The sequence below is a fragment of the Planctomycetaceae bacterium genome (assembly GCA_039680605.1).
Taxonomy (GTDB): domain Bacteria; phylum Planctomycetota; class Phycisphaerae; order SM23-33; family SM23-33; genus JAJFUU01.
Genome location: JBDKTA010000054.1, coordinates 108,623 through 128,106, shown reverse-complemented (window position 1 = coordinate 128,106; position 19,484 = coordinate 108,623). Strand labels below are relative to the sequence as shown.

At 64.2% G+C, this 19,484-nt stretch carries 23 protein-coding genes; 10 read left to right on the top strand and 13 right to left on the bottom strand.

Annotated features, from left to right (window positions below; translation table 11 throughout):
* Window positions 1-113: 113 nt before the first annotated feature.
* The 6 genes from ABFD92_17170 to ABFD92_17145 form a co-directional block, all read right to left on the bottom strand.
* Window positions 114-1,514: a PDZ domain-containing protein gene (locus tag ABFD92_17170; protein ID MEN6506269.1), complete on the bottom strand. Its 1,401-nt coding sequence runs from the start codon at window positions 1,512-1,514 to the stop codon at window positions 114-116.
* A gap of 146 nt (window positions 1,515-1,660) precedes the next feature.
* Entirely contained in the window at window positions 1,661-2,017 is a 357-nt protein-coding gene (gene panD, locus ABFD92_17165; protein ID MEN6506268.1) for an aspartate 1-decarboxylase, read from the bottom strand.
* Between the two features lie 148 nt (window positions 2,018-2,165).
* Window positions 2,166-3,020 carry a pantoate--beta-alanine ligase gene (gene panC / locus ABFD92_17160; protein ID MEN6506267.1) on the bottom strand — a complete coding sequence of 285 codons (855 nt, stop codon included), beginning with the start codon at window positions 3,018-3,020 and terminating at the stop codon, window positions 2,166-2,168.
* A complete protein-coding gene (locus tag ABFD92_17155; GenBank protein ID MEN6506266.1) occupies window positions 3,014-3,643 on the bottom strand; it encodes a deoxynucleoside kinase in 630 nt (209 codons plus the stop codon). Before ABFD92_17155 ends, panC begins: the two co-directional genes overlap by 7 nt.
* Window positions 3,640-4,113: a 2-amino-4-hydroxy-6-hydroxymethyldihydropteridine diphosphokinase gene (folK, locus tag ABFD92_17150; GenBank protein MEN6506265.1), complete on the bottom strand. Its 474-nt coding sequence runs from the start codon at window positions 4,111-4,113 to the stop codon at window positions 3,640-3,642. The genes ABFD92_17155 and folK overlap by 4 nt, the downstream gene beginning before the upstream one ends.
* Before the next feature lie 135 nt (window positions 4,114-4,248).
* Window positions 4,249-5,427 carry an aminotransferase class I/II-fold pyridoxal phosphate-dependent enzyme gene (locus tag ABFD92_17145; GenBank protein MEN6506264.1) on the bottom strand — a complete coding sequence of 393 codons (1,179 nt, stop codon included), beginning with the start codon at window positions 5,425-5,427 and terminating at the stop codon, window positions 4,249-4,251.
* 357 nt (window positions 5,428-5,784) lie between these two features.
* On the opposite strand from ABFD92_17145, the gene ABFD92_17140 reads away from it, so the two are divergent.
* From ABFD92_17140 to ABFD92_17115, 6 genes are all read left to right on the top strand, one after another.
* Entirely contained in the window at window positions 5,785-6,498 is a 714-nt protein-coding gene (locus tag ABFD92_17140; GenBank protein MEN6506263.1) for a hypothetical protein, read from the top strand.
* 307 nt (window positions 6,499-6,805) lie between these two features.
* Window positions 6,806-7,594, top strand: a complete 789-nt coding sequence (locus tag ABFD92_17135) for a hypothetical protein (protein MEN6506262.1) — start codon at window positions 6,806-6,808, stop codon at window positions 7,592-7,594.
* A gap of 116 nt (window positions 7,595-7,710) precedes the next feature.
* The gene (locus tag ABFD92_17130) at window positions 7,711-8,025 is read left to right on the top strand and encodes a type II toxin-antitoxin system RelE/ParE family toxin (GenBank protein MEN6506261.1); all 315 of its coding nucleotides are present in this window, start codon (window positions 7,711-7,713) and stop codon (window positions 8,023-8,025) included.
* The gene (nadS, locus tag ABFD92_17125) at window positions 8,022-8,315 is read left to right on the top strand and encodes a NadS family protein (protein MEN6506260.1); all 294 of its coding nucleotides are present in this window, start codon (window positions 8,022-8,024) and stop codon (window positions 8,313-8,315) included. Before ABFD92_17130 ends, nadS begins: the two co-directional genes overlap by 4 nt.
* A 67-nt stretch (window positions 8,316-8,382) precedes the next feature.
* Window positions 8,383-9,045 (top strand): (d)CMP kinase, encoded by a 663-nt coding sequence (gene cmk / locus ABFD92_17120; GenBank protein ID MEN6506259.1) that lies wholly within the window; start codon window positions 8,383-8,385, stop codon window positions 9,043-9,045.
* Complete coding sequence (locus ABFD92_17115) at window positions 9,042-9,755, top strand: lysophospholipid acyltransferase family protein (protein MEN6506258.1); 714 nt, start codon at window positions 9,042-9,044, stop codon at window positions 9,753-9,755. The genes cmk and ABFD92_17115 overlap by 4 nt, the downstream gene beginning before the upstream one ends.
* A gap of 260 nt (window positions 9,756-10,015) precedes the next feature.
* Here ABFD92_17115 and ABFD92_17110 read toward each other — a convergent pair whose 3' ends face one another.
* Window positions 10,016-10,783, bottom strand: a complete 768-nt coding sequence (locus tag ABFD92_17110; GenBank protein ID MEN6506257.1) for a sugar phosphate isomerase/epimerase — start codon at window positions 10,781-10,783, stop codon at window positions 10,016-10,018.
* A 27-nt stretch (window positions 10,784-10,810) separates the two neighbouring features.
* Entirely contained in the window at window positions 10,811-11,824 is a 1,014-nt protein-coding gene (locus ABFD92_17105) for a hypothetical protein (GenBank protein ID MEN6506256.1), read from the bottom strand.
* A 93-nt stretch (window positions 11,825-11,917) separates the two neighbouring features.
* On the opposite strand from ABFD92_17105, the gene pta reads away from it, so the two are divergent.
* The 3 genes from pta to ABFD92_17090 all read left to right on the top strand — a co-directional run bounded on the left by pta (window position 11,918) and on the right by ABFD92_17090 (window position 15,391).
* Window positions 11,918-12,916 (top strand): phosphate acetyltransferase, encoded by a 999-nt coding sequence (gene pta, locus ABFD92_17100; protein MEN6506255.1) that lies wholly within the window; start codon window positions 11,918-11,920, stop codon window positions 12,914-12,916.
* 115 nt (window positions 12,917-13,031) lie between these two features.
* Window positions 13,032-14,423, top strand: coding sequence for an asparagine--tRNA ligase (gene asnS, locus ABFD92_17095; GenBank protein MEN6506254.1), 1,392 nt, complete (start codon window positions 13,032-13,034; stop codon window positions 14,421-14,423).
* Window positions 14,424-14,776: 353 nt separating this feature from the next.
* On the top strand, window positions 14,777-15,391 hold the full coding sequence (locus ABFD92_17090) for a PHP domain-containing protein (protein MEN6506253.1): 615 nt from the start codon (window positions 14,777-14,779) through the stop codon (window positions 15,389-15,391).
* A gap of 106 nt (window positions 15,392-15,497) precedes the next feature.
* Here the strand turns inward: ABFD92_17090 and infA are convergent, their stop codons facing one another.
* Window positions 15,498-15,725 (bottom strand): translation initiation factor IF-1, encoded by a 228-nt coding sequence (gene infA / locus ABFD92_17085; protein ID MEN6506252.1) that lies wholly within the window; start codon window positions 15,723-15,725, stop codon window positions 15,498-15,500.
* Between the two features lie 121 nt (window positions 15,726-15,846).
* Here infA and ABFD92_17080 point away from each other — a divergent pair, with 121 nt between their 5' ends.
* On the top strand, window positions 15,847-16,335 hold the full coding sequence (locus tag ABFD92_17080) for a hypothetical protein (GenBank protein MEN6506251.1): 489 nt from the start codon (window positions 15,847-15,849) through the stop codon (window positions 16,333-16,335).
* A 179-nt stretch (window positions 16,336-16,514) separates the two neighbouring features.
* On the opposite strand, the gene ABFD92_17075 is transcribed toward ABFD92_17080, so the two are convergent.
* The 4 genes from ABFD92_17075 to ABFD92_17060 all read right to left on the bottom strand — a co-directional run bounded on the left by ABFD92_17075 (window position 16,515) and on the right by ABFD92_17060 (window position 19,469).
* A complete protein-coding gene (locus ABFD92_17075; protein MEN6506250.1) occupies window positions 16,515-17,198 on the bottom strand; it encodes a response regulator transcription factor in 684 nt (227 codons plus the stop codon).
* 119 nt (window positions 17,199-17,317) lie between these two features.
* Window positions 17,318-17,596 carry a hypothetical protein gene (locus tag ABFD92_17070; protein ID MEN6506249.1) on the bottom strand — a complete coding sequence of 93 codons (279 nt, stop codon included), beginning with the start codon at window positions 17,594-17,596 and terminating at the stop codon, window positions 17,318-17,320.
* Entirely contained in the window at window positions 17,593-17,898 is a 306-nt protein-coding gene (locus tag ABFD92_17065) for a hypothetical protein (protein ID MEN6506248.1), read from the bottom strand. Before ABFD92_17065 ends, ABFD92_17070 begins: the two co-directional genes overlap by 4 nt.
* A gap of 185 nt (window positions 17,899-18,083) precedes the next feature.
* Window positions 18,084-19,469 carry a glycoside hydrolase family 32 protein gene (locus ABFD92_17060; GenBank protein MEN6506247.1) on the bottom strand — a complete coding sequence of 462 codons (1,386 nt, stop codon included), beginning with the start codon at window positions 19,467-19,469 and terminating at the stop codon, window positions 18,084-18,086.
* Window positions 19,470-19,484 lie beyond the last annotated feature (15 nt).

Sequence of the window (19,484 nt, the reverse complement as noted above, 5' to 3'; positions counted from 1 at the left end):
GTATGGCGGTGGCACAGGCTTTCCAGCCTGTGGGTTCACAGCCTGGAAAGGCTGTGCCACCGTGGGTTCACGGCCTGGAAAGGCTATGCCACGGCGGGCATCCCGCGACCCGATCACGGGCGCCGCGCCGGCTGTATGGATATCGGCAGAACCTGATCGCCGCGGCGAACCTGGAAGACCACGCGCGGGTGCTGCGGGTCGGCCAGCAGCTTTTCGATCGCCTGGTTGAATGCCTGGATCGTCGTGACGGTCTGGGACCCCACTGCGGTGACGATATCGCCATCGGCCAGTCCGGCCTTGGAGGCCGCACTGTCGCGTTGCACGCCGGCGACGATAAGCCCGTCGGTTGTGGCGGCCGGGCCTGTCAGCAGATGCGCGTCGAGCGGGATTCGCTCTCGCACCAGGGCGCCCAGGGACGGGACGAACTGGCTGGGCGCCTCGTTGGGCATCAGGGGCGCAGGTTCGAGCCTGAGCGTGACGTCGAACCGCTTGCCGTCTCGCACGATGCCCAGGGCCACGTCTTTTCCGGCCCCGATGCGGGCCAGTTGATTCATCAACCCCTTGGCCGTCAGCAGCGGTGAAGCGAAGTCTCGCAGATCCTTGCCATTGACGGCGACGACGATGTCGCGATCTTTAAGTGCGGCCTTGTCGGCCGGACCGCCGGGGCCGATCTGTTCGAGCATGACGCCGGGTTTGTCGAGCTTGGCCAGTTCGGCGAGTTGCCTGGCCACGCCTTGGAGTTTCATGACGCCCATCCAGGCCATCCGCTGCCCGCGTCCGCCGCTGGGGATCCGCGCGAAGACGTCGGCAAACTCCTCGACGGGCATGAAGCAGGACGAATCGCGCACGGCCTTGAGCGAGACCGTGGCGCTGCCGCGGTTGGTGGTCATGGTGTAGAGATCGGAGAACTGCTGGCGTCCGACGATCCCGATGGCGTCGCCGCTTTCGGCGAAGACGGGCGAGCCGATGTTGCTGAGCGTTCCGCTGGTGATCAGGGCGATTTCCTCGGGAACGTGAGTCATCGCGCCGACGTTGCCGCTGGTGACATAGGGGACGTTGCCGGCGTTGGAGGCGAAGAGGCCCACCGAAGCGACCTCCTGTCCGATCTTGAGATTGGCGCGGCGGACGAACGAGATGGGCTTCCAGGAGCCCTTCTCCGTCGCTCGCACAAACCCGATCCCGGTCAGGGCGTCGACGCCCATCAGTTCGGCCTTGATGGGCTTGCTCTCGCCGCCGGGGACGTTCAGCGTCAGGTCCCTGATGTTTTCGGGCACGGCGTTGCCTTCCAGCGCCAGCGTGATGAACAGACCGATGCCCTCCTGAACCGACACGCACGTCGCGAGCCCTTCGACGGGGTTTTCCATGCCGCCCTGCACGAACTTGCACTGCAACTGCGCCAGCGCGCCGTTGCCCTGCTCGTATGCCTTGGCCATGAGTTTTGCGTCGCCGGCCAGGCCCGTCGATGCCGCCAGCGCCCACGCCGCCACGCCCACCGTCAGCAGTATCCTGCTCATGAAGATTTCCTTTCCTGCGGCCGCACGCTCGCGCGAGCAGCCTCATCAGGCTTCTAAAGGATTATCGGCTGAAAACGCCTCGGCGGCCATTACAACCCGCCGCGCCGCCGGCGCATGCCTCAATGATCGTACGAACAATCCGTGATCTAGATTCGACGCGAGACCTTGTTGTCGCCATCCACCAGGACCAGGGCTGGTTTCAGGGCCGGGGCCTGCTGCGAGTCCACGTAGGCAAAGGCCATGATGATGATCTTGTCGCCGACGGTGACGAGCCTGGCGGCGGCCCCGTTGATGCAGATGACGCCGCTGCCGCGATGTCCGGCCATCACGTATGTCTCGAACCGCTGCCCGTCGGTCAGATCGGCCACCAGCACGCACTCGCCGGGCAGGATGCCCGAGGCGTCGAGGAGGTCCTGGTCGATGGTGATGGACCCGATGTACTCCACCTGCGCCTCGGTGATGGTGGCGTGATGAAGTTTCGCTCGCAGCATCTTCAGCAGCATAAGTATAAGTTCCTTGAACCGTGTCGCGGACGTCCCGTCCGCGCGTGTCGCGGACGTCTCGTCCGCGAAATCTTGCTCTTCCTGGCGAGGGCAAGATGCCCTCGCTACGCGCGGGCGAGACGCCCGCGACACGTGAGGGATTGTAACGTCAGGCCTCGGTGCCTACCAGAACGTTGTCGATCAATCGCGTCTGGCCGAACTTCACCGCCAGGGCTACCAGCACCGGCGCGTCCGTCTCTTCTACGTCGCGAAGGGTCCGCGGGTCGACGATCTGAATGTAATCGACCTGCCCCGCCGGCGCCGACTCGGCCAGGCAGCGCCGCATCATCGCGATCACGTCCGACGCCGGCGGCGCCGAATCGCGTATCGCCGCGGCCGCCAGCGACAGCGCCTCGTGCAGCGCCGCGGCCTGGCGGCGGTGCTCGCTCGACAGGCGGGCGTTGCGGCTGGACATCGCCAGCCCGTCGCTCTCGCGGACGATCGGGCAGCGCACGATCGTCACGGGCATGTCCAGGTCGGCCGCCATCTGCTCGATGACACAGGCCTGCTGGAAGTCCTTGTTTCCGAAATACGCCCGGTCGGGGGCGACGATGTTGAACAGCTTGGTCACGATCGTGCAGACGCCGGCGAAATGCGTGGGACGACTGGCGCCGCAGAGGCTGCGCGTCAGTCCCGAGACGCTGACGGTGGTGGCGGCCCCGGGCCGATACATCGCCTCGACGTCGGGCATGAAGACCAGGTCGGCTCCTTCGCCGCTGCAGGCGGCCAGGTCGGTCTCGGGAGTGCGGGGATAGCGCGAGAGATCCTCCCCGGGCGCGAACTGAGTCGGGTTGACGAAGATGCTGACCACGACAAACCCGCATTCCTTGCGCGCGGCGCGGATGAGCGAGCAATGCCCCGCGTGCAGGGCGCCCATCGTGGGAACGAACCCGATGCGCATCCCCTGCCCGCGCGCCGCGGCGACGGCGGCACGAACGTCCTGGATGGTTGTTACCGTCAGCATGATGACTCCCACTCCGTCAGCGGTCGCCCTCCGCCGCTAACTGAATTCAGCGATGTTAGAATCTCCTGTCTCGCCTGCGCGTCACGAATATCCAGCAGCGATGTATCGATCTCCACCACCGGACACGTCGCTTCAGCTAGGAGCTTGCGGTATTCCTGCCGCATCGACTCCAGGAAGTCGCCGGTCATGAATGCTTCGAATGCTCGCCCGCGCGACGCCAGGCGCGCCAGCAGCACCTCGACCGGCGCGTCCAGCGCCACCAGCACGTCCGGCGGGCGAACCAGCGTCGCCAGGGGGGCGGCCACTTTCTGATACGCCGCCAGTTCGTCATCGGCCAGCCGCACACGGGCGAAAAGGTCGTCCTGGCAGAATCCGTAGTCGCTGACGAACAGGCCCGACGCCGGCCACGATCGCACCGAAAGCTGCCGCACGCGCGACAGGAGATAGTATAGCTGCGCCGGCAGGCGGGCTTCGTCGCGACCCTGGAACGAGTCGGCCAGGAACGGATTGCCCTCGAAGTCTTCGTGAATCTGCCCGGCCGACAGATCCGCCGCCAGCAGACCGGCCAGGGTGGTCTTGCCCACCGCCGGCGGACCGATCAGGCTGATCAAGGTCGCGCTCATTGCCCCACCTCGGCGTCGGCGAGCATGTCCAGCACCGTCAGTCGCAGCACCGGGTGAAGCACGCCGGGGGCGATCTCGGCCAGCGGGCGCAGCACGAACAGGCGCTCGTGCATGCGCGGGTGGGGGATCGTCAGCCGCGGGCTGTCCATCACCAGGTCTTCCATCATCAGGATGTCCAGGTCGCAGGTGCGGGGGCCCCACCGCTCCTCGAAGTCGCGGTCGCGCCCGAGATCGGTCTCGACCTCGTTGAGCACATCGAGCAGTTCCAGCGGTTCCAGGTCGGTCTCGATCTCCATGGCCGCGTTGAGGTACGGCGGCTGACCGGGCGGCCCGCCCTGGGCCTTGGTCTCGATGAATCGCGAGATGCGCCGCACATGCACGCCCGAAGCGCGCGCCAGAATCCCCGCCGCCCGCAGCAAGGTCTGCGCCCGGTCCCCCACGTTACTGCCCATGCCGATGTACGCGATCATGGTTTAGTGAACAGTAATCAGTAATCAGTAATCAGTAGCCCCGGCCGGGTGGCATGGCGACACCGAAGGGGTCGCCATGTTCTACGGACGCCCATGGCGACCCCGAAAAACTGGTGTCGCCATGCCACCCGCCCTTTACCGTATCGCCTCAACCATGCGGCCGATCGCTTCTTTCAGCACCGCATCGGGGTACGTCAGCGAGATGCGGAAGAAGCCTTCGCCGGCGGGACCGTAGCCGCGGCCGGGGGTCACCACCACGCCGGCCTTTTCCAGCAGGTCGGCGGCGAACTCGCCGCTGGAGCCCTTGTACTTCTCGGGCACCGGCGCCCAGATGTAGATCGTGGCCTTGGGCTTGGCGATGTTCCATCCGTTGGCGTTCAGGGCGTCGGCTACCAGGTCGCGCCGACGCTGGTACACCGCGTTGATCGGCGGGATGATCTGCTCGGCCAGATCCAGCGCCTTGGCGGCGGCGAACTGGATGCCCCGCAGCACGCCGTTGTCGATATTGTCCTTGACGGTCGCCAGGGCCTTGACGGCCGAGACGTTGCCCACCATGCATCCGGCCCGCCATCCGGTCATGCAGAAGGCCTTGCTCAGCGAGAAGAACTCCACCGCCACGTCGGCGGCGCCGGGAACCTGCATGATGCTCGGCGAGCGATAGCCGTCATACGTGTTCTCGCTGTAGGCGCTGTCGTGAGCGATCAGGACGTTGTGCTTGCGGCCGAAATCCACTGCCCGCTGAAAGAACGCCAGGTCGGCCACCGCCGTGGTGGGATTGTTGGGGTAGTTGATCCACAGCAGCTTGGCCTGGGCGGCGACGTCCTTGGGGATGGCGTCAAAGTCCATCAGGAAACCGTCCTTGGCCTGGAGGGGCATGTAGTACGTGCCGGCCCCGGCGAAGACGTGGCCGATGTTGTACGTCGGGTAGCCCGGCTCGGGCGCAATGCCCAGGTCGCCCGGGTTCATGATGGCGGCAGGGAGTTGGGCGATGGCGTCCTTGCTGCCGCTGGTGGTGACGACCTGCTCGGGCGCCAGGTCCACGTTCCAGCGGCGCTTGTAGAAGTCGCGCACGGACTGGGCGAACTGCGGCACGGGCACGTCGCAGCCGTAGCGGTGGCGGTTGGGGTCGCCCGCGTCGTCGACGGCTCGCTGGAGTTCGCGCACGATCGGCTCGGGGGCGGGCATGTCGGGGTCGCCGATGCCCAGCGTGATGACCTTGACGCCCCGCTCGCGCGCAGCGGCGATCTTGCGCCGCAGGTCGGCAAAGAGATACGGCGGAAGCTTCTTCAGGCGATCAGAAAATTCCACATCCATAACCACAAATCCTTTCGCTTGTGCATGAGGCAGTCCGGGGTGGCATGGCGACACGCAAAGCGGGTCGCCATGGGGCACGCCGCGCTGCCGGGCTCATGGCGACCCCGATACAACCGGTGTCGCCATGCCACCCATGGCACGCGTGCCTGCCGCTCCATATTCCACTATCCGCGTCGGAGTATCCACTGGTGAAAAATGATTTTTCCAGCGGAAGAAATACCGCACCCCCGGCAACAGTTATAGCAGAAGACGGATTGTGTAACCCGTCTTGCCGCGGTGGCACAGGCTTACCAGCCTGTGAGTTCCACCTTCAACACACAGCCTGGATAGGGCTGTGCCACGAAAGGAGTTCACGACATGACCCGAACCGCAGCACTCGCAGGGGCGCTGGTTCTGGCGATGGCAACGGCCGCCTTCGCCCAGGCCGCCCCCGACCGACAGAGCCGCCGACAGCGCGGCCCGCAAGCGAAACCGGCCGATACCTCCAAGCTGACCAACGACCAGTTGGTTGCCGAGATCCGCTCGCTCAAGGCGCGGATCGCGAAGCTAGAGGCCGCCAAGGCCGCTCCCAAGGCCGACCGCCCCGCCTGGGGTCAGCGAATGGCCAAGGCCCCCAAGGATGATCGCAAGCCCGTCGCCCGCGATCAACGTGCCAAGGACGCCCGAGGCATGATGGCCAGAAGCCGCTCCGGCAAAGACCAGAAGATGGCATCGGCCCGGTTTGGCAAGGGCCGCAGCCAGATGGCCCAGAGCCGCTTCGGCAAGGGTCGCAGCCAGATGGCCCAGAGCCGCTTCGGCAAGGGCCGCAGCCAGATGGCCCAAGGCCGCTCCGGCAAGGGCCGCAGCCAGATGGCCGCGGGGCGCTTCCAGGGCATCCGGGAGATGATCCAGAAACGCCTGAGCGAGCGTCGCAGCCAGATGACCCGCGGACGCAGCGATCGCAGTCGCAGCCAGATGACTCAAGGCCGCTTCGGCCGCGATCGCGGACAGATGTTCCGCGGCCGCTCTTCTCGCTCGCGAGGCGAGACGATGCAGCGTTTCGACCGTCGCCGCGGCGGCGACCGTCGCTAGAGTAATGTCAATGATTCCGGCCGGACCGAGGCTGACGTGCATGCAACAGACTCAATCGCCTGTGCGACTCACCCTCGGCTCCGGCCGGTATGTTTTTCGGAAACCCCAAGTCAAATCCTCGAGCGTGCGGCCTGCCTCATATTCGTCATCGCACCGGCAGGTTGGTGCAGATCTTCCCGCCGCACCTGTAACGCCCGCTCGTCTGCGATCACTATGCTTGCGGCTACGCAATAAAACCGCCGGCTCAAGCGTTGAGCTGACGGAACCCCACCCTGGCGCCGCGGCGCCAACTATCAGGAGTCTGACCATGAAACGTATCGTGACTGTAGCGCTGGTGCTGGCCGTCGCGGCCATCGCCCTGCCCGCCCTGGCCCAGGAAGCCGGCGACGCCAAACCCGCCGTCCGCCAGAGAGGACAAAACCGCATGCCCATGATGCGGGTGCTCAACGACGAGCAGAAGGCCGTCATGAAAGCCGCTCGCGAAGAGGCCGCCAAGGCCGACACCCCCGAGAAGAAGGCCGCGATTCACAAGGCCGCCATGGATAAAGTCCAGGCCTCTCTGACCGACGAGCAGAAGGCCAAGATCGCCGCCGCCGAAGCACAGCGCGGACCGGGCATGCGCGGAATGGGCGACATGGACAAGGTCCTCACCGACGAGCAGAAGGCCGTCCTGAAAACCGCTCGCGAAGAAGCCGCCAAAGCCGACTCCCGCGAAAAGAAGGGCGAGATCATGAAGGCCGCCATGGACAAGGTCCAGGCCTCCATGACCCAGGAACAGAAAGACCAGCTCGCCAAAATGCGCAGCGAACGCGAGGCCAAAGGCCGCGAGGAGATGGACAAGATCCTCACCGACGATCAGAAGGCCGTCATGAAGACCGCCCGCGAAGAAGCCGCCAAGACCGACGACGCGCAGAAGAAACGCGAGATCATGCGCACCGCGATGGAAAAGGTCCGCTCGACCATGACCGACGAGCAGAAGGCCCAGATGCAGAAGCTCCGTCCGGCAGGCCGCCGAGGCCCCGGCCGTGACGGCTCGCGCAGAGGCGCCCAGCCCAAGACCGGCGACGCCGCCCCGGCGCCGGCCTCCAATGAGTGAGACCGGTTCGACGTTCTAAGTTCTAAGCAAGAGACTCTCAACCGCGTGGCCCTCAAAAGCCACGCGGTTGTTTTGTTGGATCTTGATCCTATACGCCATTGGCGTATAATGCCTGTGTGCTCTTTATTGAGACAACTATCTTCACGCACGAAATCAAGCAGCTCTTGCCGGACTCTCATTACCGGATGCTGCAGATGGCTCTGTCGTTGCGGCCTGACACAGGAGATTTGATCCGCGGCGGTGGAGGTTTGAGAAAGCTGAGATGGAATTCCCCCGGGGCCGGCAAACGCGGCTCGCTGAGGGTGATCTATTCTTGGGACCGGCCGGATACTGTCTTTATGCTGTTCGCGTATAAGAAGAATCGGCAAGAAAATCTTACGCCCCAGCAGATCAGGTTGCTGAGCGCTCTGGTGGAGGAGTGGCTGTCATGAAGAAAGAACATTTTGCCAAACTTGTTACAAGCATTCAGGAAGCTGGGCAGATCAGGAGCGGTCGCAAGAAGCCCAGCCGCCAGTACACGATCGCGCCGCCGGATATCCGCAAGGTCCGCGACAAGCTCAACGTCTCCCAGCCGGAGTTTGCCCTGATGATTGGCGTCAGCCCCCGGACCTTACAGAACTGGGAACAGGGCCGCAGGAAGCCTGAAGGCCCCGCCAAGGCATTGTTGCGCATCGCATTCCGCAATCCAAAAGCTGTCCTGGACGCGCTGCATTCAAAATAATCTCCTCGGCTCTGGCGCCGCTTGCTGTCTGGAAACCGCCGCCCGCGGCGGGTATCATGCGCGGTCTATGATCATCACCATTGACGGACCGGCGGGGTCGGGCAAGAGCACCGTTGCGCGGCGGTTGGCCGCGGCGATGGGCGTGGCCCACTTCGACACCGGCGCGACCTACCGCGCCGCCACGCTCAAGGCGATGCAGGCCCGCGCCGATCTCACAGACCCCGCCGCCCTGGCGTCCGTCGCCCGCTCGGCCGACATCCAGCTCATCGACAAAGACGGCAAGCTGCGCGTGCTGCTGGACGGCCGAGACGTCAGCGCGGCCATCCGCACCAGCGACGTGACGGACAACATTCACTTTCTGGCCGATGAACCTCGGGTGCGTCACGTGCTGGTCGAACTGCAGCGCCGCATCGGCGGGGAACTGGGCAGCTTCGTCACCGAGGGGCGCGACCAGGGCTCGGTCGTCTTCCCGCATGCCGACGTGAAGTTCTTCCTCAACGCCTCGGCCGAGGTGCGGGCACGGCGGCGCTGGTCGGAACTGGTCGCCGCCGGCGAAGCGGCGGACTACCAGCAGGTGCTCGACAGCGTCGTCTCGCGCGACCATCGCGACATGACGCGCGCCGTCGGCCCGCTGGTCAAGCCCGCCGCGGCCGTCGAGATCGACACCTCCGACATGACCATCGACCAGGTGGTCGCGGCGATGAAGACCCGCCTGGAGCCGTCGCGATGAGCAACGTTCGCAGCCACACCAACCCCGCCCTGCCCAAGCTTCACCTGCCGGCCGACATCCCCCACGCAAGCACGCCCTACCTGATCATGCGGGCGATCCTGCAGGCGCTGTTTGCCGTCATCTACAAGCTGCGCACGTTCAACCGCCACCTCGAGCCGGCCAGCGGCGGCGTGCTCTACATCTGCAATCACCAGAGCTTCCTCGACCCGATCATCGCCAGTTGCATGCTCCAGCGCCCGTGCAATTACATGGCCCGCGACAGCCTCTTCCGCAACGCGTTTTTCGCCAAGGTCATCAGCACATTCAACGCCTTCCCCGTCAAGCGCGGCACGGCCGACACCGGGGCGATCAAGGAAGCCATGCGCCGCCTCAAGGCCGGCGGGTGCCTGGTGATTTTCGCCGAGGGCACGCGCACCGAAGACGGCCGCATCGGGCCGATGCTGCCCGGCGTGGCGCTGCTGGCCCAGCGGGCGGCCAAGTGGGTCGTGCCGGTGGTGATCGACGGCGCGTACGAGGCCTGGCCGCGAAATCGCAAGTTCCCCGGCGCCGGCAGCATGATGGTCCAGTACGGCACGCCGATGCCACAGGAACAGGCCAAGAAGCTCTCATCCGACGAACTCATCGCCACGATGCGCCGCCAGATGATCGAGATGCAAACCGATCTGCGTAAAAGAGCGGGCCGGCCGGAACTGAAGTACGACAGACAGTGAAAAAGCCCTTCTTCAGGCAGCGATTTGAAGCATCTCGTAAAGGAATTCTGGCGCGAAATCCGCGCCATTAGGCATAATTGTATGATACCTTCCACCATGCCGCAGAGCAAGCCAACGCGATATGTTGCAGGGGCGGACGCGCAACTTCGCTGACGCGTAGCACCGGACTTTATGGAGTGCGGCAGCCTTAGCTGCCGCTTTTAGAGTTGTTCGGATCGAGAAACTCCCAAAGCGGCAGCTAAGGCTGCCGCACTCCATAGTCAGCTTACGCCGAGTTTTTGCAGGTTGCGGTAGCTGGTGGCGACGCACTCGAAGGGGTCGATGCCGTTGCAGTTGTCCTGCTCGACGAGGTAGTACTCGACGCCGCCGGCCTCACCGGCTGCCAGGATCGCCGGCCAGTTCAGGTTGCCCTCGCCGATCGGGGCCATCAGTTGCCCGTCCGGTCCGCGGGCCATGTCCTTGAGGTGGATGACGGGCTCGCGGCCGGCGCAGTGGTTGATCCAACACGTCGGGTCGCCGCCGCCGTGCTGGATCCAGTACGTGTCGATCTCGGCCTTGAGGACGCTACCGGGCGCCTGGTCGTAGAGTTCCTGCAGCCAGGTCTTGGGCCCGTAGCGGATCAGCTCGTGGCTGTGATTGTGATAGGAGAAATCCATGCCATTCCTGGCCAGCTCGGCCGCGACGGGCGTCAACTCGGCGATGAAACGCTTGACGCCCTCGGCCGAGAAGTATTCCTGCGGCAGGCCGCCGATGGCCGGGTGCGGGCACTTCCAGAGCAGGTGCTTTTCGATGACGCGCGGCAGATCAGTCAGGAACTCGCCCCAGCCGATGTGCGTGGCGGCGACTTTGAGCCCCTCGCCTTCCACGGCCTTGGCGACCTCCTGGGGATCGATCGGCCCGATGGCGGAAATCTGAACGGCGGTGTATCCGATCTTGCGGACCTTGGCCATCGTGGCGGCGAAGTCGGTGATGTTCTGGGTGTACTCGCGAAGGGTGAACAACTGCACGCCTGCTTTGCCGGTAATCATCACGCTCTCCTATCTTCGTGGCATGATCTATTCTTGGTCGGTTTCGTCAAGCTCGCCGTATCGCGCTTCGTGAATGCGGCTGCTCACCCAGTAGCCCGCCACGGCCCCGGCGGCGCCGGCGGTCACCCAGTCCAGCGGCACGGCGCAGGCGAAGGGCGCCACCGTCAGCCAAGACAGGTGCATCCCGCTGATAGCCTTCAAGGCACCCAGGGCGTACATCGCCACCGCCAGCACGACTGGAAGCAGCAGGGCCACGCTCGCCGATCGGAACGGAAACACCTGATAGCCCAGCAGCGCCGCCAAGAACAGGCTGCCGGCAACGGCGAACAGAATCTGAGCGCGATCGGGCGAACGCATCAGCAGCAACAGAAGGATGAACCCTGCCAAAGTCCCCAACAACAGACCGTAGAGCCCCTGAAGCAACGCAGCTTTGATATTGTGGTCTCCGCCGACACGGCGCGTGCCCCGGACAGAGAGCATATATATAAGATACCCCGGGAGCCCCGCCCCAGTCCCATACCCGCCATTCAACTCGTTCATATGCTTGGGCTTGATCTTGCGGCGTTGCTCTTCTGTCAGAGTGGCCAGCGGGTCCTGCCACGCCCACGCGGGATTCAGCGAAATGATCCGTCTCCGAACCCAACCGGCGACCAGAACGGCCGCCAGCACCAGCGCCGCCAGCAGCATCGTCTCCAGAATCATTCGCCCCATCAGCGTGCCCAGGGCGTCCTGGTTATTCCACAGCAGCGGAAGAATGATCGGCGAGCGAAGGCTCAGACCGGCCGCGCCCACCAGCGTCGCCAGCACGGCTGCCGACGAGCGCAGTCCCACGGTGACCGCGCCGGCAAAAACGGCCAGGCCCATCAGGATGGCGACGAAATAGACCAGGTTGCCCGCCCCGCCGCCCAGGAAGATCACGGGCGATTGCGGGTCGGTCCGCGACAAAGCCTGATACGCCCAGAAGTAAACCGCGACAAGGGCAGCCACCGCCGCCGCTTGCACGCGGAGCTTCTCGATCAGATGCAGTCGCCGGTATTTCATCACTGCCTCGACAACGCCGAAACCAAAGTGTAGTATTCTTCGTCTACGGGCAGGGATAATATCCCGCCCACGGCTGTCATGCAAAGGAATCCCATGAGCAACGTCGTCGTCGAGCAGATCAAGCAGCGAGCCATCGCCGCCGGAAAGACCATCGTGATCCCCGAGGCCCAGGACGACCGCGTCCTGCAGGCCGCCCAGGAGGCCGCGCGGCTGCGATACGCCCGCGTACAGGTGGTCGGCTCGCCGCCGGAGATCGCCGCCCGCGCCAAGACGCTCGGGTTGGATCTGTCGAACGTCGAAGTCGTCGATCATTCCCAGGGCCAGTTGCGCGACCGATGCGTGCAGCACATCTTCGAACGCCGAAAAGCCAAGGGCATGACCCTCGACCAGGCGGCCGACCTGCTCAAAAGCCCCATCTACTTCGGCGGGGCCATGGTGGGCGTGGGCGTGGCCGACGGCATGGTCGCCGGCAGCGTCTCCCCCACCGCCGACACCGTCCGCAGCGCCCTGTACGCCGTCGGCTGCACGGTAGGCAACAAAACCGTCTCCTCGTGCAGCGTGATGAACTCGATCATCCCCGAGTTCGGCGTCGACGGATCCGTGATCTTCGCCGACACCGGCGTGGTGCCCGAGCCGACCACCGAGCAACTTGCCGACATCGCCATCGCCGCGGCCGAGGCGTGCCGCCAACTCCTCAACGTCGAACCGTTCGTGGCCATGATGAGCTTCTCGACCAAGGGTTCGGCGTACAGCCCGGCGGTGCAGAAGGTGATCGACGCCACGGCCATCGCCCAGAAGCGACGCCCGGACCTGAAGATCGACGGCGAACTGCAGGTCGACGCCGCAATGATGCCGGATATCGCTTCCCGCAAGGCTAAGGGCTCGCTCGTCGCCGGGCGCGCCAACACGCTGGTCTTCCCGGACCTGTCCTGCGGAAATATCGCCTACAAGCTCGTGGAGCGATTCGGCAAGGCCGAAGCCCTGGGCCCGCTGCTGCTGGGCCTGGCCAAGCCGATCAACGACCTCTCCCGCGGCTGCAGCGTGGAAGACATCGTGCTGATCACGGCCATCACGGCCCTGCAGGCGGGCTAGTGTGGCACAGGCTTTCCAGCCTGTGGGCTCACAGCCTGGAAAGGCTGTGCCACCATAGGCATTTTTCGATACCGCACTTTCGATGCTGCAACGGCGTACTAATGCGGTGCATCCGATGAACTACACGCGAGTGAAAGACGTTCTGGCCGCCGAACCCGGCGGCGAAGTCACGCTGGCCGGATGGGTCCGCACGTGCAGGCCCAGCAAGGCGGGCATCAGCTTTATCCAGATCAACGACGGCTCGTGCATGGCGACCGTCCAGGTCGTCGCCGGGTCTGCGTTGCCCAATTACGAATCGCAGATCGCGCACCTGACAACCGGCGCATCCGTCATCGTCACCGGCGCCGTCGTCGCCAGCCCCGCCAAGGGACAGCGCGTCGAGGTCCAGGCCTCGCAGGTGTGCCTGGCCGGAGCGGCCCAGGCCGACACTTACCCCATCCAGCCCAAGCACCATACTATGGAGTTCCTGCGCACGCAGGCCCACCTGCGGGCCCGCACGAACACCTTCGGGGCCGTCGCACGCGTGCGCAACGCCATCTCGGCGAGCATCCACGAGTTCTTTCAGTCGCGCGGGTTCCTGTACGTCAACACGCCGATCATCACCGCCAGCGACTGCGAAGGCGCCGGCCAGCTCTTCACCGTCACCACGCTGGACCCCGCCGCCCCACCGCGCAACGAGGCCGGGGAGGTGGACTTCTCGCAGGACTTTTTCGGCCGACGCACGTACCTGACCGTTTCCGGTCAGCTCGAGGCCGAGACCTACGCCTGCTCGCTGGGCAACGTCTACACGTTCGGGCCCACGTTCCGGGCCGAAAACTCCAACACGCCCCGCCACCTCGCCGAGTTCTGGATGGTCGAGCCGGAGATGGCCTTCTGCGACCTGGCCGGCGACGCCGACATGGCCGAGGCATTCGTCAAGCACATCTTCGCCACCGTCCTCGAACGCTGCGACGAAGACATGCGATTCTTCAACGAACGCATCGACAAGACCGCCATCGAGACCCTCACGCAGATCGCCGACGCCGCGTTCGAACGCATCACGTACACCCAGGCCGTTGAGCTGCTCACTGCCGCCAGCCGCTCGTGGGAGTACCCGCCCGCCTGGGGCAGCGACCTTCAGACCGAGCACGAGCGGTACCTGACCGAGCAGGTCTTCAAGAAGCCGCTGATCATCACGGACTACCCTTCGGCGATCAAACCGTTCTACATGCGTTTGTCTGATGACGGCAGGACGGTCGCCGCGATGGACGTGCTGGTGCCCAAGATCGGCGAGATCATCGGCGGCAGCCAGCGCGAGGAGCGCCTGGACGTGCTGACGGCGCGGATGGAGGCGCAGGGGATGAACGTAAATGACTACTGGTGGTACGCGGACCTTCGCCGTTATGGAACCGTGCCGCACGCCGGGTTCGGCCTGGGCCTGGAACGCACGGTGCAGTTCGCCACCGGCATGGCCAACATTCGCGACGTGATTCCCTACCCCCGAACGCCCCGCAGCGCCGATTTCTGATGTAACGCTCGGGGACGGGAGTGCGGGACCTGCCTGCCGGCAGGCAGGTTACCGGATTGAGAGGATTAAGAGGATTGGGATGAAGCCAGGGAGACAACAATATCTTTCCAGAATCTACAGTTTCTTTACGCCTTCCCCATCCCGTGATCTTTTCCTTAATCCTCTTAATCCATTAAATCCGCGCAATCCCGCACTCCCGGCCTCCCCCAATCTTTTTCTTAATCCTCTTAATCTCTTAAATCCGCGTAATCCCGCACTCCCGGCCTCCCCGGATCTTTTTCTTAATCCTCTTAATCCCTTAAATCCGCGTAATCCCGCACTCCCCGTCCCCGTTCCCATTTTCGGAATCGCCCATGAAGGTTGAACTGCATCTACACACGTCACGTTACAGCGGCTGCGCGGCGATCTCGCCGGCCGAGGCGATGCAGCGCCTCATCGAGCTGGGGTACGACGCGGTGTATATCACCGAGCACGACCGGGTCTGGTCGCCGTTCGAGCTCGATGACCTGCGCGAGCAGTTCCCCAATATCAAGATCTTCGGCGGCGTCGAGTTGACCGTCGGGTTCGCCCGCATGCAGCACCTGCTGGTGCTGGGGACGAGCGACCCGGAATACATCGACCTGGCCGGCGAAGAAGAGGCCATCCTCAAGAAGGCCCGTCACGAGGGGCACCTGACGATCCTGGCCCACCCCTTCCGATGGAAGGAAGACGAGACCATGATGGACCGGGGCAACAACCCCGACGCCATTGAGTACCTCACGTGCAACCACGACGCGCCGGAGATGAAGGAGCAGTCCAAGGCCGCCGCGACGAAGTTCCACGTGCGACTGGTCAACAGCGGCGACGTGCATGACCTGGATTTCATGGGGCGATTCTGGATCGAGACGACCGAGCCCTTCGCCGAAGCCGAAGACATCCGCCGCATCGTCCTGCGCCGCGACTATCGCAATCGCCGCAACAGCGATTGAAGAATTTCCAATTTGGAATTTCCAATTTAGAGAAAACGCGGGCGAGCAGCGCAATGCCGATTGCCGTTGTTCCAATTGGAAATTCCCAATTGGAAATTGGAAATGACTACCGCTGTCGGTAGACAATGCGGCCTTTGGTCAGGTCGTAGGGGCTCATCTCGACCATGACGCGGTCGCCGGGGGTGATACGAATGTAATTGCGGCGCATGCGCCCGGAGATGTGCCCGACGATCTCATGCTTCTTTCCGCCGGTCTCGATTTCCAGCAGGAACATCGCGTTGGGCATCGACTTCTTGACCACCGCTTCGATCTCGATGACGCCTTCTTTGGCCATACACTTCCTTTAGCTCGCCGCAAGAGTCTAAGAACTATAACAAGCACGGGCGCGGCGGTCAACGCAACGCAAAAAATGAATTCCCCCCGCGATCGGCCGCCCGGGGGGCATAGGATATTGCGTGAGTCTGGCCGAGATCCACATTTCGTCTGCGCCGGCGGCGCCGCGGAAGGTCTATCGTCTTCAGGATGCCAGTTCCATGGGACTGGTTGTCGTGGCGTTCCACCACATGCGCCGCAACCGCGCCCGACCCAAAAGCCTGGCCGATACGGCTGGCGACCTGGCGTTCTGCCTGGGCCTGATCGAGCAGGCAGCCCGAAGCACCGCTCAGCCGGCAACCTTTCGCAAAGGCTTCTGGCACGTTCCCTTTGTTCGCCAGTACAGCCCGCGCCTGCGACAGCTCATGGCCGAACTCGACCGCGACCTCAAGCTGCTCTGCCGCCATCGCGCCAGCCGCAGCGCACGGCGGCAAGGCATCGCCTGGGCCTGCAACCAGCTCAAAGCCGTTCGCGCCGCGCTGGCGGACGTGGACGACCCCGAGAGCGTTTCGCTCTGCGCCTGCGCCAAGAGCCTGTGCATGCACTGGTACAACCGATGGCATGAAGGCTGAGGGCAGGCGCCATGGCGGACGGGTGCCGTGGCGGGAGGGCGAAGCCCGACAGCCACGATCCCCGAAACCGCCGTGCGCTCAACGTACAGGGATCGTGGCTCTCCGGGCCTTCGGCCCTGCGCGCCACGGCACCCGCCCCGGCCAATGGCAAATTCCAAATTGGAAATTGGAAATGCGTCTTAACCGTACGCGCCGGACTGAACCCACCGGATGGCGTGCTTGAGCAGTTCGGTCGCGTTGTCGAGCTGGAGCTTGTCCTTGATGTGCTCGCGGTGCGAATCGATCGTCTTGACACTCAGGTGGAGGCGGTCGGCGATCTCGCGCGTGGGCAACCCGCTGCCGATCAACTCGAACACTTCCATCTCGCGGTCGGTCAGGTCCTGCACCGAGGGCTGCCCCGGCGCCACCCGATTGTTCGCCAGGCGGTTGATCATGCGGGATGTCATGCGATCGCTGAGGTATATCTGCCCCTCGCGGATGCGCCGCAGGCCTTCGACCACCTTCTCGCCCGGTTCGGTCTTGATGACGTAGCCTCGCGCGCCCGCACGCAGCACGCGCTCGGCATAGAAAAACTCGTCCCGCATCGACCAGACCAGCAGCAGCATCTTCGGGTAGCGGATGCGGATGTCCTTGATCAGTTCCAGACCGCTGCCTTCCTGGAGGCTCAGATCGATCACAGCCGCGTCCGGGTGGTGCTTGTCGATCCGGCGCAAAGCCTCCGACGGCGAGTCCGCCTCGGCGCAGACGCAGATGTCATTCTCGCCTTCGATCAGGGACCTCAGACCCTGGCGCACGACGGGATGATCGTCAACCAGAAGGACTGACCATTTACCGGAACCCTTATTCGCGTTGTTCTTTTCCATACGTTGCGCACCCGCCACGAGGCGACAGATCGGGATCGTCCGACAAGACCGAACGTATTATATCCCTCACACGGCAATAATTCCGGCGCCGTGGAATCTGGCGTCTCGCGGGCGGCGGACTACCTCGACATCGAACGGGCCAGCAGGAGCAGCACCAGCGCCAGCATCAGCAACCCCCCGCCGGTTAACAGCGCCGCCAGCGCCGCCCCCAGATGCACCGATATCGCTATGAACGCCGACGTCAGCAACAATCCCACCGCCCCCAGCACCAGCACGAAAGCCAGCAGGATCATTGCTACGGACATCACAGCCTCCACGGCCGTCCGTTTCGCCCGCACCGCTTCATAGCGGATCCAGTGGCGCGCCAGCATGATCAAGTCGAGGATCACCTTCATCATTTTCTCCCCATGAGCTTGCCCAGGACGATGCCCAGGCCCATCGCTCCCAGCACCCAGCTCAGCGGATGAGACGCCACCGTCTCCCGTGCCGCATGCGTCGCCTGGCTGCCTCGCTGACGCGCATACTCCGCGGCGTCCTTCAATTGGTCGTACTTCGCGGCCGCCTGGTCTTTCATCCGACCGCTGATGTGTTCCCACTTTGCACTGCCCGTCTCGCTGACGCTTTCAAGAATAGCTTTGAGGTCTTCTTTGAGCCGCTTGACGTCGTCGCGAAGTTCGTCAACTGCTTCTTGTCTAGCCATGATCCCCTCTTCTTGAGATTGATCTAGAGTGTTGGGTACGTCATGTACTGAATTTTCAGTCATCGCTGCCTCCTGTGGGAGTGCTTCCGTAACTCCAGAGACATTCTATGATGGATAGGTCACGCCCCCGTTTCGGGCTAGCGCAGTAATATGTTTTAGGATTGTCCCCTATCTCGATGCCCGCCTCACCAGATCGTGCGCAGTTCATGAACCGTCAGCCGGTGCAGGTGGACGTGCTTAACATGGGCCTGCAAGACCAGCGGGATATCGCCCGCCTCGGGCAGCATGGCGAACCCGGCAGACAGGCGCCCGCTGGCGTCGAAGATCTCGACGCTCGTGCGGTCGATCAGCAGCCGCAGCGTTACGCGCCCATCATGCGGCGGCGTCAGGGGCACGTCGCGGCCGAGAAAGTTGAACTTACCCTGGTCCGGCGTGAGGTGCAGCGCATTGCCGTAGACCAGCACGACAACGGCCGCCGACGCGGGGGCCTCGATGTCCATCGACACGTCCAGCAGGTCGTGGCGCGTCTCGGGCACGAATTGCCCGCCGGCGGTCAAGTCGGTCTCGATCACCTCAACGCAGCGGCCGTAGAGACGCTCGATCTCGCGCACGGGCGTGCGGCAGAGGAACACGCCGTCGCTGAATCGCCGCAGCGTTAGCTCGACGGGGAAGGACATCTGGCCGTTGAAGGGCATGCGCGGGAACTTCGTCCCGGCCATCCATGAGATCTGGATGCGCCGCCCGTCCGAGGCCGGGATGTCGCTGAAGGTCTGTGCCGCATATCCGGTGGAGCCCAGTTCCGATTTCTGCGCCGCGCCGCGCGGTACAAAGCCGTCGGCCGTCAGGTCGCCCAGCAGATACAAGCCCGACGCGCCCCAGAAGACCCAGCGCTTCTCCTGGAGTGGCACGGGCATCTCGCCCATGCTCCCCGATTCTTCGCCTTCGAGCACCGGCAGCTCGAAGATATCCGGACACTCGCTGGCGCCGCTGACGGTCACCTCGCACAGCTTCGCCCAGTGCTTCAGGTCGCTGGAACTCAGCAGGAGGTAGTCGTTGGCGTCCAGGTACAGCGCCATGAGCCACCGGCCGGCGGCTTCGTGCCAGATCACCTTGGGGTCGCGGTTGCCGCCACGGAACTCCGGCACGATCGGGTTTCCGGGATACTTGGTCCACGTGCGCCCGCGGTCGCTGCTCCAGGCCAGCGACTGCGTGAAGGGCCTGGGCGGGCTGACCATCGAGCCCGCCGAGGTGTAGAACGCGACCATCGTCTCGCGCCCACCGCCAAAGCCCGCCGAGTCTCGCCAGTCGATCACGGCCGATCCGGAGAAGATGTGGCCCAGTTCGTCGGGGCAGATGGCGTTGTCGATCTGCCGCCAGCGTACGAGGTCTTCGCTGACGGCATGGCCCCAGGTCATGTTCCCCCAGCTCGTGCCGAAAGGATTGTGCTGAAAGAACAGGTGGTACTGGCCCTGGTAAAACACCAGGCCGTTGGGGTCGTTCATCCATCCCTGGGCCGGCGTGAAATGAAACCCCGGCCGATGAAACTCGCGGTAAAGTTCTGTCGTAGCCATGGCCACCTCATACCC

Bases quoted from the DNA above. Each gene is read 5' to 3' on its own strand.
- asnS (MEN6506254.1), top strand. From the start codon at position 13,032: ATGAACTACACGCGAGTGAAAGACGTTCTGGCCGCCGAACCCGGCGGC.
- ABFD92_17145 (MEN6506264.1), bottom strand. From the start codon at position 5,427: ATGGATGTGGAATTTTCTGATCGCCTGAAGAAGCTTCCGCCGTATCTC.
- ABFD92_17115 (MEN6506258.1), top strand. From the start codon at position 9,042: ATGAGCAACGTTCGCAGCCACACCAACCCCGCCCTGCCCAAGCTTCAC.
- ABFD92_17155 (MEN6506266.1), bottom strand. From the start codon at position 3,643: ATGAGCGCGACCTTGATCAGCCTGATCGGTCCGCCGGCGGTGGGCAAG.
- panC (MEN6506267.1), bottom strand. From the start codon at position 3,020: ATGCTGACGGTAACAACCATCCAGGACGTTCGTGCCGCCGTCGCCGCG.
- ABFD92_17060 (MEN6506247.1), bottom strand. From the start codon at position 19,469: ATGGCTACGACAGAACTTTACCGCGAGTTTCATCGGCCGGGGTTTCAT.
- ABFD92_17170 (MEN6506269.1), bottom strand. From the start codon at position 1,514: ATGAGCAGGATACTGCTGACGGTGGGCGTGGCGGCGTGGGCGCTGGCG.
- cmk (MEN6506259.1), top strand. From the start codon at position 8,383: ATGATCATCACCATTGACGGACCGGCGGGGTCGGGCAAGAGCACCGTT.
- ABFD92_17110 (MEN6506257.1), bottom strand. From the start codon at position 10,783: ATGATTACCGGCAAAGCAGGCGTGCAGTTGTTCACCCTTCGCGAGTAC.
- ABFD92_17090 (MEN6506253.1), top strand. From the start codon at position 14,777: ATGAAGGTTGAACTGCATCTACACACGTCACGTTACAGCGGCTGCGCG.
- ABFD92_17140 (MEN6506263.1), top strand. From the start codon at position 5,785: ATGACCCGAACCGCAGCACTCGCAGGGGCGCTGGTTCTGGCGATGGCA.
- nadS (MEN6506260.1), top strand. From the start codon at position 8,022: ATGAAGAAAGAACATTTTGCCAAACTTGTTACAAGCATTCAGGAAGCT.
- ABFD92_17075 (MEN6506250.1), bottom strand. From the start codon at position 17,198: ATGGAAAAGAACAACGCGAATAAGGGTTCCGGTAAATGGTCAGTCCTT.
- pta (MEN6506255.1), top strand. From the start codon at position 11,918: ATGAGCAACGTCGTCGTCGAGCAGATCAAGCAGCGAGCCATCGCCGCC.
- ABFD92_17135 (MEN6506262.1), top strand. From the start codon at position 6,806: ATGAAACGTATCGTGACTGTAGCGCTGGTGCTGGCCGTCGCGGCCATC.
- ABFD92_17065 (MEN6506248.1), bottom strand. From the start codon at position 17,898: ATGGCTAGACAAGAAGCAGTTGACGAACTTCGCGACGACGTCAAGCGG.
- infA (MEN6506252.1), bottom strand. From the start codon at position 15,725: ATGGCCAAAGAAGGCGTCATCGAGATCGAAGCGGTGGTCAAGAAGTCG.
- ABFD92_17105 (MEN6506256.1), bottom strand. From the start codon at position 11,824: ATGAAATACCGGCGACTGCATCTGATCGAGAAGCTCCGCGTGCAAGCG.
- ABFD92_17070 (MEN6506249.1), bottom strand. From the start codon at position 17,596: ATGATGAAGGTGATCCTCGACTTGATCATGCTGGCGCGCCACTGGATC.
- folK (MEN6506265.1), bottom strand. From the start codon at position 4,113: ATGATCGCGTACATCGGCATGGGCAGTAACGTGGGGGACCGGGCGCAG.
- panD (MEN6506268.1), bottom strand. From the start codon at position 2,017: ATGCTGCTGAAGATGCTGCGAGCGAAACTTCATCACGCCACCATCACC.